The sequence below is a fragment of the Bacillus spizizenii TU-B-10 genome (assembly GCF_000227465.1).
GTDB lineage: Bacteria > Bacillota > Bacilli > Bacillales > Bacillaceae > Bacillus > Bacillus spizizenii.
On the sequence record NC_016047.1, the window covers coordinates 1390442 to 1409511 of the forward strand.

The following is a 19070-nucleotide window of genomic DNA, read 5'->3' on the forward strand; positions in this document are numbered from 1 at the left end:
GCTGATCCCTCCTTTTTCATCTACCCTCTCGTTTCCCGGTGATGATGCAATAAAACATGTGAGTGCGCTTTGTATGTTTTATTGATCCCTTGCAAGGGAAGAGAACTGGGTAATTCGGTATATACACAAGCAAGAAAGGGGAATGGAGATGGCTGAACAGAAAAAAATCATAATAAACGGCGTTGAAATGGAAGCATCCGAAGAACAGACGGTGCTTCAGCTTTTGAATAACAGTTCGATTGAAGTGCCGCAAGTTTGCTATCATCCAAGCTTAGGGCCGATTGAAACATGCGATACGTGCATCGTCAGCATCAATGGCGAGCTGAAGAGGTCGTGCTCCGCTGAATTAAAGGATGGCGACGTCATTGATACGCTTTCGCCTGATGTGAAAAAAGCGCAGGTCATCGGGATGGACAAGATTTTATATAATCATGAGCTTTACTGTACAGTTTGCGATTACAACAACGGAGGATGCGAAATACATAATACGGTGAAGGAAATGAAAATCAATCACCAAAGCATCCCGTTTGACCAGAAGCCTTACCATAAGGATGAATCTCATCCGTTTTACCGGTATGATCCAGATCAATGTATTTTGTGCGGACGCTGTGTCGAAGCGTGCCAGGACGTTCAGGTAACTGAAACACTGACCATTGACTGGGAGCGGAAACGCCCGCGCGTCATTTGGGATAATGATGTGCCGATCAATGAGTCATCTTGTGTATCATGCGGCCACTGTTCTACCGTCTGTCCGTGTAACGCGATGATGGAAAAAGGAATGGAAGGGGAAGCCGGGTATTTAACAGGCATCAATGACAAAACACTGCGTCCGATGATTGAGATCACGAAAGGCGTAGAGACAGGTTACGGCTCGATTCTCGCCATTTCTGATATGGAATCCGCCATGCGTGATGAGCGAATCAAAAAAACGAAAACCGTCTGCACCTATTGCGGTGTCGGCTGCAGCTTTGATGTCTGGACAAAGGGAAGAGACATTCTAAAAGTTGAGCCGCAGGAGGAAGCGCCGGCCAACGGCATTTCTACTTGTGTGAAAGGAAAGTTCGGCTGGGATTTCGTGAACAGTGAGGAACGCCTGACAAAGCCGCTGATCCGCGAAGGCGACCATTTCCGTGAAGCGGAGTGGGAGGAGGCATTATCACTGATCGCCAGCAAGTTCACGGATTTAAAAGAAGAGTTTGGCCCGGATTCACTTGCCTTTATTACATCATCTAAATGTACAAACGAAGAATCCTACCTCATGCAAAAGCTGGCGAGAGGGATCATCGGCACAAATAATGTGGACAACTGCTCGCGCTATTGCCAATCTCCTGCGACTGCCGGCCTCTTCCGGACAGTCGGCTATGGCGGTGACTCAGGGTCGATTACAGATATCGCGCAAGCGGACCTTGTGTTGATTATCGGTTCGAACACGTCTGAGTCGCACCCGGTCTTGTCCACTCGCATTAAACGGGCTCATAAGCTGAGAGGGCAGAAAGTGATCGTAGCGGATATCAGAAAACACGAAATGGCAGATCGTTCAGATTTATTTGTCCAGCCGCGTGCCGGATCAGATATCGTCTGGCTGAATGCCATCGCCAAATTTTTGATTGAAAACGGCAAGGCCGATGAACGCTTTTTACAGGAAAGAGTGAACGGACGGGATGAATATGTGAAAAGCCTGGCACCGTATACCCTTGAATATGCCGAGGAGAAAACCGGAATTGATCAAGAAACCCTCATCCAAATGGCAGAGATGATTGGTCAGGCTGACAGTGTGTGCGCCTTGTGGGCAATGGGCGTGACACAGCATATTGGCGGAAGTGACACAAGCACGGCAATCTCAAATCTGCTGCTTGTGACAGGAAACTACGGAAAACCGGGAGCAGGCTCTTACCCACTGCGCGGCCATAACAACGTGCAGGGAGCAAGTGACTTCGGAAGCATGCCTGACAGAATGCCGGGGTATGAAAAAGTGACGGACGAACAAGTCCGCCAAAAATACGAGCGGGCGTGGGGTGTACCGCTGCCGAAGGAGCCGGGCATGACCAACCACGAAATGATCGAAAAAATCCATTCCAGCCAGCTGAAAGCGATGTATGTAAAAGGTGAAGAAATGGGTCTGGTCGATTCCAATATCAATCATGTACACGCCGCATATGAAAAGCTTGATTTCTTTGTGGTGCAGGATATTTTCCTTTCACGTACAGCCGAGTTTGCTGATGTTGTTCTTCCTGCGAGCCCAAGCCTTGAAAAAGAGGGAACCTTTACAAACACTGAACGCCGTATTCAGCGGCTGTATCAGGTGTTTGAACCGCTGGGCGAATCAAAGCCTGACTGGCAGATTATTATGGAGGTTGCCAATAAACTCGGTGCTGACTGGCACTATGAGCACCCTGGAGACATTATGGAGGAAGCAGCCATGCTGTCGCCGATTTATGCCGGCGTCACCTATGAGCGCCTTGAAGGGTACAACTCCCTGCAATGGCCTGTAAGCGCTGATGGAAAGGATTCGCCTTTACTTTTTACTGAGCGCTTCCCTTTCCCAGACGGCAAAGCCATTCTCTATCCTGTTCAGTGGACAGAACCTGAAGAGTTCGGTGAGGAATATGATATCCACGTCAACAATGGGCGGCTCTTGGAGCATTTCCACGAAGGGAACCTGACCTACAAATCAAAAGGCATTTCGAAGAAAACACCGGAAGTGTTCTTAGAAATTTCTCCTGAACTCGCGGCAGAACGGGGGATTCAGGACGGAACCCTTGTCAGACTCACATCGCCTTTCGGAAATGTCAAAGTGAAGTGCGTGATCACTGATCGTGTCAAAGGGAAGGAAGTATACCTGCCAATGAACGATTCAGGGGAAGCAGCGATCAACCTGTTAACAGGCAGCCATGCCGATAAGGATACCGATACGCCTGCTTATAAAGAAACATCAGCCAAGATGGAAATTTTGAAGTACGACGGAAGCAATCCGCTGCCTAAGATCAATCACCGCAACGGGAATCCGCAGCCGCAAATCGGTGTGCAGGTACAAAAGAAATGGGCGCGGAAGGATTATATTTTCCCTGGCGACGCTGTGAAAAGGGGGATTGGGCATAATGGCTAAAGCGATTAAACGAATTCAGAAAATCGAGATAACCGAAGAGGATCAGAGAAAGCGTGATATGAAAGAAATTGAAGATGCATTAGTCGAGAATAAGGAAGCCATTCTTGAAACGCTGCATATGATTGGCCACATGAACGAGCGTGGTGTTTTGCCATTGCTCCGCGGCCTTTTTGGCCAAGGAGATAAAGTCCTTGACATCTTAGTGAAAAAGGCAGATACAGAGGAAACAGCCAATACGTTGAAAAATTTGCTTCTTCTGTTTGGAACGCTAGGCATGCTGGATGTGAAACAGCTGGAGCCCCTCATTTTGAAAGTGAATGCGGGTGTGGCAAACGCGGTGGAACAGAAGGACAGCGAAGAGAAAACAGGTTATTTTGATATCATCCGCTCGCTCAAAGACCCGGAAATCAACAAAGCAGTTACACTGCTTTTCTCCTTTTTAAAAGGAATGGGACAAGATACAAAGGAGCTGGAACGCACGACTCAGCCTCCCGAGCACCAAAAACATCATCAGGAACCCCGAGAGAAAAGGGAAATGAATAAGCGAGATTGATCACCTGCCCGAGACGGCTGCTGCCAGCTCGGGTTTTTTGTGAGATGAGCCTCGTGAACCAGGTATAAATACCCAAATTAGAAACTAGACAAAGAAGCTTTTGTTTTGGAAAATGATATGCCATCACCGGCCTGTCCAGTATTTTTTCCAGTAAAGGATAAATATCTATGTCATTGGCTGACCTATACTATGAATGGATATGATAGAGTAATTTGTTACTTTGTTCCCTGTTAAGAAAAGGAAAAGCGTGATTATAATAGAAAACGATTACTTTAGATGGAGGAACAGCAATGAAAAAAGCATTATTCATTTTGTTTGTGCTAACGATTGGATTTGCGCTTTCTGCGTGCAGCCAGTCCAGTGATGCGTCAGCTGAGCAAAAGACAGAAAAGAAAGAAGCAACAGCAACGGAAAAGAAAACAGAGGAAAAAGAAATCAAAACGGATGAAAAAGTGCATAAAGTAGGCGAAACTTTTAAAGCTTCCAGCACAAATTTCTCGGTCAATAAAGTATATACGACGGCAGAACAAGGCGAGTATAAGACAAAAATTGGCGACAAAGAAAAAACAATAAATAATAATGAAGAATTTTTAATAGCTGAGGTAACGATCGAAAATACAAGCGACAAGTCTTTCAATTATACGAGTGGCGGTTTTGAATTGAAAGACAGCAAAGATCAATCGATCAGAGCCAACATAGTATCTACTGCTGACCTGAAAACAAGCCTTAAATCAGGAAAGTTAGCCTCGGGTAAAAAGGTAACAGGCACAGTCAGTTTCGTGATTCCAAAAGGAGAAAAAAACCTTAATCTGTCATATAATCCATCATTTTTAAATTTTGAAACAGAGGATATTACATATTTCGTAAAACTGAATTAAGGTATCTTTTGAGCATGTCACCGGAAAATCGGAGCATGCTTTTTTTATTTTAAAAGAGATTGATAGTATAAAATGGTAGTGAGGTGATCAATTATGCAAACCAAATGGCTAGAACGTGCACAGCGGATTCGGGCAATCGCACAAGCGGGGCTGGCTTTTTCCAAGGATGTGTATGACAGGGAAAGGTACGAAGAGCTGATGAAGCTCAGCGTAGAGATGATGGTGGATTACTCTCAGACGGAAATTGAAGTTATCACTGATTTATGGAAGGGCGAGATAGGCTATCCGACACCGAAAGCGGATGTTCGCGGAGCAGTATTTCGAGAGAATCAGATTTTGCTTGTTCGGGAGAAGCATGATGAGCTGTGGTCACTGCCGGGCGGGTTTTGTGAGATTGGTTTATCACCGGCTGAAAACGTGATCAAAGAAATCAAAGAAGAGTCGGGTTACGATACTGAACCGTCCCGATTGCTGGCCGTGCTAGACAGCCATAAGCACCCTCATCCGCCTCAGCCATATCATTACTATAAGATATTCATTGAATGCAGCATAACAGGCGGGCAGGGGGAAACAGGAATTGAGACGAACCATACCGCTTTTTTTCCGGAAGACAGGCTCCCGCCGCTTTCTCCAAAACGAAACACACCTTCACAGCTCAGCATGCTGTTTGACTTTTTGCGCCATCCAGAAAAGAATACGATATGTGACTAAACAAAGAAAGAGCCCGGAAGGCTCTTTCTTTTTTATAGCGCAATATGTTTTTCATTGGCGAGTTTCAGAAGGGTCAAAATAGAATCGGCTTGTTTATGGCCGAGTTTTTGCTTTAATTTGTTTTCTTCAACTAATCGGCTGCCGTAAATCTCGACAGAGGCTTTGTCGACGACAGTATGCCAGTTTTCCTGCTTTTTTCCCTCAACAAGCGGTTTTTCATGTCTCTCAGAAAAAGAGAACACAAACAATACAAATGCAAGTGAAAGTAGGATGCCGACAACTTGTTTTTTGAAATCAGTCTGTGCTGACATGTTGTTCTCTCCTTCACCTTTTACCTTTTATTTAATCATAGAATCAGCTTGTTTTATATAATGGAAAAGTCATTTTTTTAGGTTAGTGCTATTGGTTGGAAATAGGGGTATTTTCTGATTGGAGCGGTGCAATTGAATGCATATTGGATTTGCGTGCTTATGCCTAAGGTCACGTTGTGAGCCAAAACAGCAGTGCAGAATAGAAAAAAATTGAAAGATTATGGTAAGATGAACGAAATTCGAGGGGGAATATATGATGCCTGCATCGAACATCGTGATCGCCTGCCTGCTGTTATCAATTTGATTATATTTGGTAGTCCCTCTCTTTTTCGAAAGCGGGAGGTGAAATGGAACGTCAATTGCTGAATTCTTTCAAGGGGAGTGACAATGCATGAATGTGTTAAACCGCCGGCAAGCCTTGCAGCGAGCGTTGCTCAATGGAAAAAACAAACAGGATGCTTATCATCCGTTTCCATGGTACGAATCGATGAGAAAGGATGCGCCTGTTTCCTTTGATGAAGAAAACCAAGTGTGGAGCGTTTTTCTTTATGATGATGTCAAAAAAGTCATTGGGGATAAAGAGCTGTTTTCCAGTTATATGCCGCAGCAGTCGAGTTCTATTGGAAATTCCATCATTAACATGGACCCACCGAGGCATACGCAAATCCGTTCTGTAGTGAATAAAGCCTTCACGCCGCGTGTGATGAAACAATGGGAACCGAGAATTCAGGAAATCACAGATGAACTGATTCAAAAATTTCAGGGGCGAAGGGAGTTTGACATTGTTCACGATTTTTCATATCCGTTACCGGTTATCGTGATATCTGAGCTGCTCGGAGTGCCTTCGGAGCATATGGATCAGTTTAAAACATGGTCTGATCTTCTGGTCAGCACGCCGAAGGATAAAAGTGAAGAAGCTGAAAAAGCTTTTTTAGAAGAACGAAACAAGTGCGAGGAAGAACTGGCCGTGTTTTTTGCCAACATCATTGAAGAAAAGCGGAACAAACCGGCACAGGACATCATTTCAATTTTAGTGGAAGCGGAAGAAACAGGCGAGAAGCTGTCCGGAGAAGAGCTGGTTCCGTTTTGCACGCTGCTGCTGGTGGCTGGGAATGAAACCACGACAAACCTGATTTCAAATGCGATGTACAGCATATTAGAAACGCCGGATGTGTATGATGAACTTCGCAGCCATCCTGAACTAGTGCCTCAGGCTGTTGAGGAGGCCCTGCGTTTCAGGGCGCCTGCACCGGTTTTGAGGCGAATTGCCAAACGGGATACGGAGATCGGGGGACACCTCATTAAAGAAGGTGATATGGTTCTGGCTTTTGTGGCATCTGCAAATCGTGATGAAACGAAGTTTGACAGGGCACACCTGTTTGATATTCACCGCCATCCTAATCCGCATATCGCGTTTGGACACGGCATCCATTTTTGTCTTGGGGCACCGCTTGCCCGTCTTGAAGCAAAGATCGCGTTAACGTCTTTGATTTCTGCTTTTCCTCATATGGAAAGCGTCAGTATCACTCCGATTGAAAACAGCGTGATATACGGATTAAAGAGCTTCCGTGTGAAAATTTAATAGATAAGGAGACTGGAGATTCATGAAAAAGCACCATATTTCGATGATCAATATCCCGGCGTACGGGCATGTCAATCCTACGCTTGCATTAGTGGAAAAGCTTTGTGAGAAAGGGCATCGTGTCACGTATGCGACGACTGAGGAGTTTGCGCCCGCTGTTCAGCAAGCCGGTGGAGAAGCATTGATCTATCATACATCCTTGAATATTGATCCTAAGCAAATCAGGGAGATGATGGAAAAGAATGACGCGACGCTCAGTCTTTTGAAAGAATCACTCAGCATTCTGCCGCAGCTTGAGGATTTATATAAGGATGATCAGCCTGATCTGATCATTTATGATTTTGTCGCGCTGGCTGGAAAATTGTTTGCTGACAAGCTTAATGTGCCGGTCATTAAGCTCTGTTCGTCATATGCCCAAAATGAATCCTTTCAGCTCGGAAATGAAGACATGCTGAAAAAAATAAGAGAAGCAGAGGCTGAATTTAAAGCTTACTTGGAGCAAGAGCAATTGCCGGCTGTTTCATTTGAACAATTAGCTGTGCCGGAAGCATTAAATATTGTCTTTATGCCGAAATCCTTTCAGATTCAGCATGAGACGTTCGATGACCGTTTCTGTTTTGTCGGCCCATCCCTTGGAAAACGGACGGAACAAGATAGTTTGAAAATTGAAAAGGGTGATCACCCGCTTATGCTGATTTCATTGGGAACGGCGTTTAACGCCTGGCCGGAATTTTACAAGATGTGCATCGAGGCATTTCGAGGTTCTTCATGGCAAGTGATCATGTCCGTCGGGAAAACGATTGATCCTGAAGGCTTGGATGATATCCCTGCTAACTTTACCATTCGCCAAAGTGTGCCCCAGCTTGAGGTATTGGCGAAAGCCGATTTGTTTATTTCTCATGGCGGAATGAACAGTACGATGGAAGCGATGAATGCCGGTGTGCCGCTTGTCGTCATTCCGCAAATGTATGAGCAGGAGCTCACTGCTAAGCGTGTCGATGAATTAGGCCTTGGTGTTTATTTGCCGAAAGAGGACGTTAGTGTTTCCAAGCTACAGGAAGCAGTGCAGGCCGTATCCAATGATCAAGAGGTGCTCAGCCGCGTCAAGAATATGCAAAAGGATGTAAAAGAAGCAGGCGGAGCGGAGCGTGCAGCAGCTGAGATTGAAGCGTTTATGAAAAAATCCGCTGTACCGCAATAAATCACAAAAACCGAAATCAAAAATTAGATTTCGGTTTTTTGTTAAATATTTTTTTTCATCCCGCATCTCCGGCATTCTCTAAGAAATTTTCCGCCTTTTACAGAGCTTTTGAACAGTGTGTAATCACAGTTATCGCAGCGCCCGCTGCGGACGTCCGGATATTCATTGAATTCGTAAACGATCGATGTATCGTAGCCTTTTGTTTCATATTCTTCTTTTTTTGTTTCCATGGCGATCCCCCGTTAGCAAACGTATCTGCTGTCTATATTACAGCAAGCTTCAGGTGTATTCAAATGGATTTTAGAGGCTTGGGTTTATCTTGATTTCTCCCTTGGTTTGCGCCACAATAGCTTTATTAAACTTGTATACATAAAAAGCCTATGCAAAGAGGAGAGAAACGGGTATGGGAAAAGGGTTACATGGAAAGCGCGTGGCAATCGGGGGCTCCCGAAAAACGGAAGAAATCAGCACGATCATTGAAAAACAGGGCGGAACTCCTGTCATCCGGCCTCTCCAAGGCACGGTTTACTTAGCAGAGAAGCAGGTGGAGCCGGATTTGCGGACGTTTGTGGAGGAAAAAGCTGACTGGGTCATTTTCACGACAGGCATCGGCACGGAGACTCTTGTCGATATGGCAGAGAAAATCGGTCTGAAAGATGAGTTTCTGCAGGCCATTCGCCAAGCGAAAGCGGCATGCCGGGGATACAAAACGCTGGCTGCGCTGAAAAAGCTTGGGATCACCCCGGAAGCTTCGGATGAAGACGGGACAACAAGAGGTTTAATCCGTTCCTTGGAATCTCACGACTTTTCAGGAAAAACAGTCATGGTGCAGCTTCATGGAGAAAAAGCACCGGTCCTCATGGCATTTCTTGAAGAAAAGGGCGCGTCTGTCCTGCCGATTCTGCCTTATCAGCACATCCCGCCAGAGGAGGAAACGGTGGAGCGGTTATGCCGGGAGCTGATGAACGGTGAGATCGACGCCGTTTGTTTTACAACGGCAATTCAGGTTCGTTCCCTGTTTGATTTTGCCAAGGGGCACGGCTATATTAATGAAGTGAAGGCTGTATTCGAAGAGCGCGCCATCGCTGCGGCTGTCGGAAAAGTGACTGCTGAAGCACTGCGGGAAGAAGGCATCACGAGACTGCTTGCGCCGGAGATTGAGCGGATGGGCGCGATGATTGTTGAGCTGTCCAAGTATTATGAAGAAAAGGAATAACCAGTACAAAAAGCCGCTTTCCAAGGGAAAAGCGGCTTTTGTCTGTCATCCATTCTGCTTCAGCTGCTGATGCGCGGTGAATAATGACGGGTATGTCAGCACGCTTAAAATCACACATGTCAGCGCCGCTGACGCCATCGTTGTAAACACGATTAAGAGCTGAAAGCGAACCGCCTGAATCGGGTCCGCGCCCGCTAAAATCTGGCCTGTCATCATGCCTGGAAGCTGAACAAGCCCCAGTGTTTTCTGGCTTTCCAGCGTCGGGATCATACTCATTTTCATCGCAGAAGTAAGAATACGCTGTATAGATTGCTTCGGTGTGCCTCCAAGAGACAATATTAATTGAATTTCTTCTTTGCGAACTTCGACTTCTGAGCTGAGCCGGTTTAAAAACAGACTCGAGAGCACCATTGAATTTCCGATGACCATTCCGCTGATCGGAATGACATATCGGGCCGTAAGCGGGATGATATGAAGAGACAGCAGAATTCCCTGCGTTACAATTTCTACAATCGCTAACGCGGCGAACACTCTCCAAAACGAGCCGATTGTATTTTTCTTTCGTTTGATGACATTTTGCGCCGCCACCGCCAGCATTAACAGCACCATCAGCAGGATAAAAACGGGATGGTCTCCGCGGAAAATCAGCGACAGTACATAACCGATGATAAGCAGCTGTACCGCGGCCCGGATGGTGGCGATGATCATGTCTTTTTCTACGCCTGCTTTAAAGGATTTTGATAAAAACAAGGCGATCAAAACAAAGATCATCGTTAAAGAGAGGGAAAGGTAATCCATTACCGAGTGCCTCCCTTCAAAAAGTCTCTCGCTGCTTCATGTTGCGGATTGGAGAAAAATGTTTCGGTTGCTGCAGTTTCCAGAAGCCGTCCATCCGCCATAAACCAAATGGTATCGGCAACTCGTTTTGCCTGCTCCATATTATGAGTCACCCACATGACCGTCCATTTTTTCTCTTGATGCTGACGTTTGATCAGCTTTTCAATTTCAAGAGCAGAAACCGGGTCCAAGGCCGACGTGATTTCGTCTAATAATAGAATAGAGGAAGGATTTGCGAGCGTTCTGGCTAGTGACAGCCTTTGCCGCTGTCCGCCCGATAAGTCCTTGGCGCTTCTGTCTAACAGCTCTGGCGGGAGCCCTGTAAAAGAAGCAAGCTCTTCAGGGGAGTACAGCTGTGATTGGTGAAGCCTTTGGACCAGACTTAGATTATCACGCACTGTCCCGTCGAGGACGGGCGCCGATTGAAATGCGAGGGCTGCCGTTCGCCTCAGCTCATTGACATTCCATTCTCGGACTTCCTTTCCGTATATATTTACTTCGCCGCTGTCAGGCGTTCTCATTAAATTGCACATGGACAGGAGGGTGCTTTTGCCTGAACCGGAAGGACCTAAAACGGCCACGATTGTGCCCTGTTGAATGTCTCCGGTGACATCCTGCAATACATCATAGGTTTGTCCGTCTTGTTCATAGCTTTTTTTGACTGATCTGAAGGAGATGGCTGGTTTGTATTGTGTTTGATTGTTTGCTTCCATTACAATAATCACCTTTCAGTAAAGTAGGCTTATACTATATTTAACTATAACGTGAAACAGATGCCTTTTGGTAGCAAAAATAAAGGAGAACAGGCTTTCACCCGTTCTCCGGCAGATGCTACGCGGTCAGATTTGACTGTGTTTTCTTTTTCGGTTTTCCCGGCTGTGAAGCGAAGGTATGTAACACCATCCCCGCTATAATAATGAATAAACCGGCAAATGATAAAAGCGATGGGAAAACGCCTGACAGCAGAACAATTTCACCAAGCAGCGCGAAAATCACTTCACCGGATTGAGTTGCTTCAACGGCTGCGAGATTTTGCGGATTGTCTCTGACCATATCAGTGGCCCAGAAAAATAAAACGGTCGCAATGATGCCTGAGCTGACGGCCACGATAAAGGATTGAACGGTTTGGCCAGCTGTCGGAAGGCCGTCTGACCACCAGCCGCAAGCTGCTACTATAAGCCAGAATGGAAGGCTTGCCAAGGTCATCCCCAGCACACGCTGAAATGTATCAAGCCGGCCCCCGTATTCTTCGAGCATTCTCCGGTTTCCTAGCGGATAAGCAAAAGCCGCAATGACAACCGGCAGCACACTGAAAAGCAGCATCTTCCCAGAAAGCGATTCTGCATGCTGAAGCTGTATCAGTGCCGCTCCGATCAGGATGATCACGGAAGTGCCAAGTGAAACAAGGGGAATCTTTTGCCGAACGAGCTGCGGCCCGTCCGGCATGTCTTTTTTGACATAGAAAAATGGAGATAACAGAACACCGGCTACAATTGTGATTTGCCAGGTCCCGGCTACGAGCCAACCTGGACCGTATGCAGCTGCAAATGTGATCGGCGCGTAAAAAAGCACGAAGCCGACAAAGCTCCATTTAATCCAAAAGAACGGCTTTTTCCGCATCTCTTGTAAGAGAGGGGCGAATGTCCCTCTCATGATGACTATCAAACATAAAAACGGAACCATAAAAATAAAGCGCAGCGAAGAGCTCCAAAGCCAGCTGCCTCCGGATAACTCCATCGCTCTGTTTAAAATAAAGGTAACGGCGAAAAAGAGTGAAGCCAATATTCCGATAACGATTGCTTTCATGATATCCCTCATTCTGGCATTATTTTTTTATACTATACTATTCGATATCGCACAGATCAATGGAGTCGTGAGAAAATAAGCATGTTTTGCGAACCGCTAAGTGTGGAAGACAAAAAATGGAGGTGAGATTGTTGGAAGCAAGGACACAGACGTACTTCTTTCAGGATGACGGCAGGATTCCGAATCACCCTGATTTTCCGCTTGTTGTGTATCAAAACGCACTCAAGGACACCGGTCAGGCAGAGCGGATCGTCAACCGGCATGGCTGGTCTAACAGCTGGTCAGGGAGTGTTTTTCCATACCATCATTATCACAGCAATACGCATGAAGTCCTGATTGCAGTTAGGGGAGAGGCTGTGATTCAATTTGGGGGAGAAAAAGGGGCCGCCATTCCTTTCAAATCCGGCGACGCAGTCGTGATTCCAGCTGGAGTCGGCCATAAAAAGCTAAGCTCAAGCGCCGATTTTACCGTCGTTGGCGCCTATCCGGGAGGCGTTCATTATGATATGAAGACGGGAGAGCCGAATGAATGGGAGGAAGCGATGAAACAGATCAAGCAGGTGTCATTGCCGGCGAAAGATCCGATCACAGGAAAAAGAGAACCTCTATTGGGAATATGGGTAAAGTGAAGGGGAGAAAATTGCTGGATTGTCAATAACTAGTGTCGCAGAAATGTTATGACATGGGCTCCATATAAATTAATTTCATAATCGAAGCAATTGACGTTCAAATTTTGTTCAAAAAGTGTTATCATATAGAAGGTAATCGAATTGGAGTTTTTTGTGTTTGCTATTTTCAGAGAGAGTAAAGGATTTTTGACTTATTCAATTGTTTATTTTTGAGATAAAAATAATACTGAATATGGCAAGATGAAAAACTGGGTAGTAAACATTTATTTTTGTAAATGATTGTGCATGAATTCACAATCCTTATTCTTATGCTTTCATGCATGAGACCAGGGAGAGGCACTACCCTTTCCAAAAAAATCTGCAAACTGCTTATAGTAAAGGAGAATTGGATATGCCAGAAACAATCGATCAAACAAATGCGTCTGTCAGCCAAAGCCAGCAAGATCTTATTGATCAGCTGTTAAAGCCGGAAGTTCAAGAATCACTGACCGTTTTAGTTGACCAGCTTCCGAAGCTGACTGAGTTAGTGAATATTTTAACGAAGTCTTATGATTTCGCTCAGTCTGTAGCAACTGACGAAGTGCTAAAAAGCGACACTGTCGGTGCTATCACTGAAATTCTTGAGCCTGTAAAAGAAACAGCGAAAGAAGTAGCTGCGACTGCAATCGAAGCGAAAGACCGCGCGGATGCAAGCAACGAAACGATTGGTCTTTTCGGCCTGTTGCGCATGCTGAAAGATCCTCAAGCTCAAAAGCTGTTCCGTTTTGCTAACAGCTACCTTGAAGTCATGAACGAACGCGAAAACCAAAAATAATCTCAGATTCAAATTGATATAAAGGACGGAGGATATACGATGTCAAAACATATTGTCATTCTAGGCGCTGGTTATGGCGGAGTTCTTTCTGCTCTAACAGTTCGCAAACATTACACAAAAGAACAAGCACGCGTGACTGTGGTAAACAAATACCCAACTCACCAAATCATTACGGAATTACACCGTCTTGCAGCAGGCAACGTGTCTGAAAAAGCGGTTGCAATGCCATTAGAAAAACTTTTTAAAGGCAAAGACATTGATCTTAAAATCGCGGAAGTAAGCTCTTTCTCTGTTGATAAAAAAGAAGTTGCGCTTGCTGACGGTTCTACATTATCTTACGATGCGCTTGTTGTAGGTCTTGGTTCTGTAACAGCTTACTTCGGCATCCCAGGTCTTGAAGAAAACAGCATGGTATTGAAATCTGCTGCTGATGCGAACAAAGTCTTCCAACATGTTGAAGATCGTGTGCGCGAGTACTCTCAAACGAAAAACGAAGCTGATGCAACAATCCTTATCGGCGGAGGCGGCTTAACAGGTGTTGAGCTTGTCGGTGAGCTTGCTGATATCATGCCGAACCTTGCGAAAAAATACGGCGTAGACCATAAAGAAATCAAATTGAAACTGGTTGAAGCAGGTCCGAAAATCCTTCCTGTTCTTCCGGATGATCTTATCGAACGTGCGACTGCAAGCCTTGAAAAACGCGGCGTTGAGTTCTTAACTGGTCTTCCTGTTACAAATGTAGAAGGAAACGTGATTGATCTGAAAGACGGATCTAAAGTTGTTGCCAACACATTTGTTTGGACTGGCGGCGTACAAGGTAACCCATTAGTCGGTGAATCAGGTCTTGAAGTGAATCGCGGACGCGCGACAGTAAATGACTTCCTGCAATCTACATCTCATGAAGATGTATTCGTTGCCGGTGACAGCGCAGTTTACTTCGCTCCAGACGGCCGTCCATACCCGCCAACTGCACAAATCGCATGGCAAATGGGTGAGCTGATCGGTTACAACCTATTCGCTTACTTAGAAGGCAAAACGCTTGAAACATTCAAGCCAGTAAACTCTGGTACACTTGCAAGCCTCGGACGCAAAGACGCGGTTGCCATCATTGGTGCTAATTCTACACCGCTTAAAGGTCTTCCTGCTTCCTTGATGAAAGAAGCAAGTAACGTACGCTACTTAACACACATTAAAGGACTTTTCAGCCTGGCTTACTAATCCTTTTTGTGGACTCGGGCATTGCCAAAAGCGTTCCTTTCGGAATGCTTTCCGGCAATGTCTTTTTTTTGTTTTTCTGCTAACGTTAACATTTCATTTTCAAAAAAGAGATTGATCCTAGAGGAATATAAAGGTAAAATAAAATTAAATCAAAATGTTAACGTTAACATTTTGAAATAGAATGAAAGACGGTGAGGACATGGAACCCTTTATGGGCGAGAATTTTTTGCTGAAAAATGAAACCGCTGTCAGCCTCTATCACAATTATGCGAAAGACATGCCGATTATTGATTACCACTGCCACTTAAGCCCGAAAGAAATCTATGAAAATAAGACATTTCAAAACATTACGGAAGCTTGGCTGTATGGAGACCATTACAAATGGCGCATCATGAGAGCCAATGGGATTGAAGAGACATACATTACCGGCGAAGCGACAGATGAGGAGAAATTTATGGCTTGGGCGAAAACCGTGCCGATGGCGATTGGCAATCCGCTCTACAATTGGACTCACTTAGAACTGCAGCGTTTTTTTGGCATTTATGAGATTTTAAATGAGCAATCCGCGCCGGCTATATGGAAACGGACGAATGAACTGCTTCAAGGAGAAGGCTTCGGGGCAAGGGATTTAATCGTAAAATCAAATGTAAAGGTCGTTTGCACAACTGATGATCCTGTCGATTCTCTTGAATACCATCTATTATTAAAAGAAGACAAAGATTTTCCTGTCAGCGTGCTGCCTGGATTTCGGCCGGATAAGGGACTTGAGATCAATCGTGAAGGCTTTCCTGATTGGGTGCAGGCACTTGAAGATGCCACAGCCATATCGATTACAACCTACGATGAATTTCTAAAGGCACTGGAAAAACGGGTGCGATTCTTCCACTCAGCCGGCGGCAGAGTGTCTGATCACGCGATAGATTCGATGGTATTTGCCGAAACGACAAAAGAGGAAGCGGGACGGATTTTTTCTGACAGATTACAAGGAACAGAGGTTTCTTATGAAGATGAGAAGAAATTTAAGACGTATACGCTTCAGTTTCTTTGCGGTTTGTATGCGGAGCTCGATTGGGCGATGCAGTTTCATATCAACGCTTTAAGAAACACGAATACAAAAATGATGAAGAGACTTGGACCTGATACAGGCTATGATTCTATGAATGATGAAGAAATTGCTAAGCCTTTATATAAGCTGCTGAACTCAGTTGAGATGAAGAACAAGCTGCCGAAAACGATTTTATATTCACTTAATCCAAATGATAACTATGTCATCGCCAGCATGATCAACAGTTTTCAGGACGGTGTCACCCCGGGAAAAATACAATTCGGTACAGCCTGGTGGTTTAACGATACAAAAGACGGGATGCTCGAGCAAATGAAAGCGTTGTCAAACGTCGGGCTTTTCAGCCGCTTTATCGGCATGCTCACCGATTCCAGAAGTTTTCTTTCCTATACGCGCCACGAATATTTCAGGCGGATCGTCTGCAATTTGATCGGGGAATGGGTGGAAAACGGCGAAGTGCCGCATGATATGGAGCTTCTGGGAAGCATTGTTCAGGGAATTTGCTATGACAATGCGAAACACTACTTTCAATTTCAAGAAGAGAAAGCAAACGTGTAACCAAATGTCCGCTCAGCAACACGATCATGCGTCATCCTGAGCGGACCACTACCCGAAAATTCTTAAGACACAGAGGTGAAAGATGCGAACTGAACTGGCAAATAAGGTTGTGTCGGTCGAAACGGAGAAAAGGCTTTCGTTGAAAGAGAAAATTTCCTATGGATTTGGTGATTTTGGCAACGGTTTTATGTTTGATCTCGGCCAGATTTATTTATTAAAGTATTTTACTGATGTAGCGGGAATCCCGGCTGCGATGGCCGGCGGCATTTTTTTAGTCAGCAAGCTGTTTGCGGCGATAACAGATCCAATTGTCGGCTCATCTATTGATTATCGCAAAAATATCGGCAAACGGGGGAAATTCAGGCCTTATCTATTAATCGGCAGCATCGTGCTTGCGGTGCTTACTGTTCTTATTTTTCTGTCTCCCAATGTATCAACGACCGGAAAACTCATTTATGCATATGCATCCTATATGATTTGGGGCATCGGCTATTCATTTGTGAATATTCCGTATGGCTCATTAGGGGCAGCGATGACTCAAAATTCTGAGGATCGGACCTCTATTTCGACTTTCCGCCAAATCGGATCACTTGGGGCTTTGTTTATCACAAGTGTGGCCGTGATGCCGCTGCTCGTCAAGTTTGATAATCCGAAGGTCGGCTACCCGGTGGTCATGGGCTTGTTCGCCGCACTTGGTGTGATTTGGTTTTATATTTGCTACCGCAATTGCAAAGAGCGCATTGTCATATCGGAAGCGCCAAAAGAAAAATTAACACTCTCATCTGTCGTCAAAACATTTATCTCGAATAAACCGCTGTTAACCCTTGTCCTGATGACGATTTTTTCAATTTCCGCATACAACATTAAATCCGCCATGCTAGTCTATTTCGCACAATATAACCTGGGCAATGTTGAATTAATGGCTTATATGAACTTTATTATTATCGGTTCTTCCTTTTTGGGCGTCGTATTTCTGCCAAAGCTCGTCAAGATGTTTGGAAAGAAACGAACGGCAATGATCGGCTTCGGCATCAGTGTAGCCGCGGATCTCATCAACTTTATGCTGCCATCAAACGTTTATGTGTTTACGATTCTAGCCAGTATCGCCTTTATCGGAATCAGTATTCCAAATGGCATCACGTGGGCGCTTGTCTCCGATATTATTGACTATGGCGAATGGAAATCCGGTGAACGGAAAGAAGCAACGACATATTCACTTTTTAATTTCTCCAGAAAGCTTGCTCAGTCATTGTCCGGTTTTCTCTCGGGAATCGGTTTGGGGCTTATCGGCTATGTGCCGAATGCAGTCCAGACAGCACAGGCGCTGATCGGAATCAAAGCGCTTCTGCTTCTGTATCCGGCCATTGCTTTGGCATTAGCGATGATCATTATCGGCTTTCTTTATAAACTCACAGACCAGCAGCATGCACAGATTGTTCAGGATCTTCATCAAAAGAGCTGACAACGTAATATAAAGAATATTTAAAATAATTTGTAAATATGATGTGTTTGTAAGGGTTTTCGCTTAGGGGTGCCCAAAGAACTGAAAAGAAAGAAAGGAGGCACTTTATTGAAAACGGTAACAATACCGGCTGAAGAAGCAAAGGAACTCGTTCGGGTCAAGCTGATCGGTGCCCATTTGAATGAACAAGATGCTGAAAAAGTAGCAGATGTCCTCGTGCACGCCGATTTACGCACTGTACATTCGCATGGGGTGCTGCGAACAGAGCACTATGTGAACAGGCTAAGGGCGGGAGGGATCAATCCCGAAGCACATCCTGATTTTAAAGAAACGGGGCCTGTGACCGGCGTGCTTGACGGAGATGATGGTTTCGGCCATGTAATTTGTGATATGGCGATGGACCGTGCAATTGACATGGCGAAGAAAAACGGAGTCGGCATGGTCACGGCCGTAAACAGCAGCCATTGCGGAGCGCTAAGCTATTTTGTGCAAAAAGCAGCTGAAGAAAAGCTGATCGGAATGGCAATGACACATACGGACAGTATCGTTGTTCCATTTGGGGGGAGGTCTCCTTTTTTAGGGACAAATCCGATTGCTTACGGTGTTCCGGCTAAGCATAAGAAACCGTTTATCTTAGATATGGCGACATCCAAAGTGGCCTTTGGGAAGATTTTGCATGCCCGTGAAGAGGGCAAAGACATTCCTGAGGGATGGGGGGTCGATGAAAACGGAGAAGCAGTAACCGATCCTTACAAGGTCGTCTCACTTTCAACCTTCGGCGGCCCAAAAGGCTATGGACTATCTATTGTGGTAGATGTGTTTTCCGGATTGCTGGCGGGCGCGGCTTTTGGCCCTCATATCGCCAAAATGTACAGCGGCCTTGATCAAAAAAGAAAGCTGGGACATTACGTTTGCGCGATCAATCCGTCCTTTTTTACCGACCGGGATACGTTTTTAGAGCAGATGGATGCCATGCTCGATGAACTGCAGCAGTCACCGCCGGCTGCTGGAGTCGAGAGAGTGTATGTGCCCGGCGAGATCGAGCAGCTGCATGAAGAAAGAAATAAGGAACACGGAATATCAATTGCTCGAAGCGTGTATGAATTCTTAAAAAGCAGGTGAGAA

General features: G+C 45.3%; 18 protein-coding genes. 13 read left to right on the forward strand and 5 right to left on the reverse strand.

Annotation, left to right across the window (positions count from 1 at the left end):
* Positions 1 to 148 precede the first annotated feature (148 nt).
* From fdhF to GYO_RS28930, 4 genes are all read left to right on the forward strand, one after another.
* Positions 149 to 3106 (forward strand): formate dehydrogenase subunit alpha, encoded by a 2958-nt coding sequence (gene fdhF / locus GYO_RS28915; RefSeq protein ID WP_014113431.1) that lies wholly within the window; start codon positions 149 to 151, stop codon positions 3104 to 3106.
* Positions 3099 to 3659 (forward strand): helical membrane plugin domain-containing protein, encoded by a 561-nt coding sequence (locus GYO_RS28920; protein WP_014113432.1) that lies wholly within the window; start codon positions 3099 to 3101, stop codon positions 3657 to 3659. Before fdhF ends, GYO_RS28920 begins: the two co-directional genes overlap by 8 nt.
* 290 nt (positions 3660 to 3949) lie before the next feature.
* Positions 3950 to 4537, forward strand: a complete 588-nt coding sequence (locus GYO_RS28925) for a DUF4352 domain-containing protein (protein WP_014113433.1) — start codon at positions 3950 to 3952, stop codon at positions 4535 to 4537.
* A 93-nt stretch (positions 4538 to 4630) separates the two neighbouring features.
* A complete protein-coding gene (locus GYO_RS28930; RefSeq protein ID WP_014113434.1) occupies positions 4631 to 5248 on the forward strand; it encodes an NUDIX hydrolase in 618 nt (205 codons plus the stop codon).
* A gap of 32 nt (positions 5249 to 5280) precedes the next feature.
* Here GYO_RS28930 and GYO_RS28935 read toward each other — a convergent pair whose 3' ends face one another.
* On the reverse strand, positions 5281 to 5559 hold the full coding sequence (locus GYO_RS28935) for a hypothetical protein (protein WP_014113435.1): 279 nt from the start codon (positions 5557 to 5559) through the stop codon (positions 5281 to 5283).
* Between the two features lie 391 nt (positions 5560 to 5950).
* Here GYO_RS28935 and yjiB point away from each other — a divergent pair, with 391 nt between their 5' ends.
* Together yjiB and GYO_RS28945 are read left to right on the forward strand one after the other, a co-directional pair.
* Complete coding sequence (gene yjiB, locus GYO_RS28940; protein WP_014113436.1) at positions 5951 to 7141, forward strand: monooxygenase YjiB; 1191 nt, start codon at positions 5951 to 5953, stop codon at positions 7139 to 7141.
* 22 nt (positions 7142 to 7163) lie between these two features.
* Entirely contained in the window at positions 7164 to 8342 is a 1179-nt protein-coding gene (locus tag GYO_RS28945; RefSeq protein WP_014113437.1) for a glycosyltransferase, read from the forward strand.
* Between the two features lie 41 nt (positions 8343 to 8383).
* Here the strand turns inward: GYO_RS28945 and GYO_RS28950 are convergent, their stop codons facing one another.
* Positions 8384 to 8572, reverse strand: coding sequence for a DUF8096 family protein (locus tag GYO_RS28950; RefSeq protein WP_014113438.1), 189 nt, complete (start codon positions 8570 to 8572; stop codon positions 8384 to 8386).
* A gap of 173 nt (positions 8573 to 8745) precedes the next feature.
* Here GYO_RS28950 and GYO_RS28955 point away from each other — a divergent pair, with 173 nt between their 5' ends.
* The gene (locus GYO_RS28955; RefSeq protein ID WP_014113439.1) at positions 8746 to 9558 is read left to right on the forward strand and encodes a uroporphyrinogen-III synthase; all 813 of its coding nucleotides are present in this window, start codon (positions 8746 to 8748) and stop codon (positions 9556 to 9558) included.
* 45 nt (positions 9559 to 9603) lie between these two features.
* Here GYO_RS28955 and GYO_RS28960 read toward each other — a convergent pair whose 3' ends face one another.
* The 3 genes from GYO_RS28960 to GYO_RS28970 form a co-directional block, all read right to left on the reverse strand.
* On the reverse strand, positions 9604 to 10356 hold the full coding sequence (locus tag GYO_RS28960; protein WP_014113440.1) for an ABC transporter permease: 753 nt from the start codon (positions 10354 to 10356) through the stop codon (positions 9604 to 9606).
* Complete coding sequence (locus GYO_RS28965) at positions 10356 to 11108, reverse strand: ABC transporter ATP-binding protein (protein ID WP_014113441.1); 753 nt, start codon at positions 11106 to 11108, stop codon at positions 10356 to 10358. The genes GYO_RS28960 and GYO_RS28965 overlap by 1 nt, the downstream gene beginning before the upstream one ends.
* A gap of 118 nt (positions 11109 to 11226) precedes the next feature.
* Positions 11227 to 12201 carry a DMT family transporter gene (locus GYO_RS28970; RefSeq protein WP_014113442.1) on the reverse strand — a complete coding sequence of 325 codons (975 nt, stop codon included), beginning with the start codon at positions 12199 to 12201 and terminating at the stop codon, positions 11227 to 11229.
* A 131-nt stretch (positions 12202 to 12332) separates the two neighbouring features.
* On the opposite strand from GYO_RS28970, the gene GYO_RS28975 reads away from it, so the two are divergent.
* The 6 genes from GYO_RS28975 (at position 12333) to allD (ending at position 19067) form a co-directional block, all read left to right on the forward strand.
* Positions 12333 to 12830, forward strand: a complete 498-nt coding sequence (locus tag GYO_RS28975) for a cupin domain-containing protein (RefSeq protein ID WP_014113443.1) — start codon at positions 12333 to 12335, stop codon at positions 12828 to 12830.
* A gap of 391 nt (positions 12831 to 13221) precedes the next feature.
* Positions 13222 to 13644 carry a DUF1641 domain-containing protein gene (locus GYO_RS28980; protein WP_003239166.1) on the forward strand — a complete coding sequence of 141 codons (423 nt, stop codon included), beginning with the start codon at positions 13222 to 13224 and terminating at the stop codon, positions 13642 to 13644.
* A gap of 39 nt (positions 13645 to 13683) precedes the next feature.
* A complete protein-coding gene (locus GYO_RS28985) occupies positions 13684 to 14862 on the forward strand; it encodes an NAD(P)/FAD-dependent oxidoreductase (protein ID WP_003239165.1) in 1179 nt (392 codons plus the stop codon).
* A gap of 199 nt (positions 14863 to 15061) precedes the next feature.
* Entirely contained in the window at positions 15062 to 16483 is a 1422-nt protein-coding gene (gene uxaC, locus GYO_RS28990) for a glucuronate isomerase (protein WP_041520922.1), read from the forward strand.
* 82 nt (positions 16484 to 16565) lie between these two features.
* On the forward strand, positions 16566 to 17945 hold the full coding sequence (locus tag GYO_RS28995; protein WP_014113446.1) for an MFS transporter: 1380 nt from the start codon (positions 16566 to 16568) through the stop codon (positions 17943 to 17945).
* A 108-nt stretch (positions 17946 to 18053) separates the two neighbouring features.
* Complete coding sequence (allD, locus tag GYO_RS29000; RefSeq protein WP_014113447.1) at positions 18054 to 19067, forward strand: ureidoglycolate dehydrogenase; 1014 nt, start codon at positions 18054 to 18056, stop codon at positions 19065 to 19067.
* The last annotated feature ends 3 nt before the right edge of the window (positions 19068 to 19070 follow it).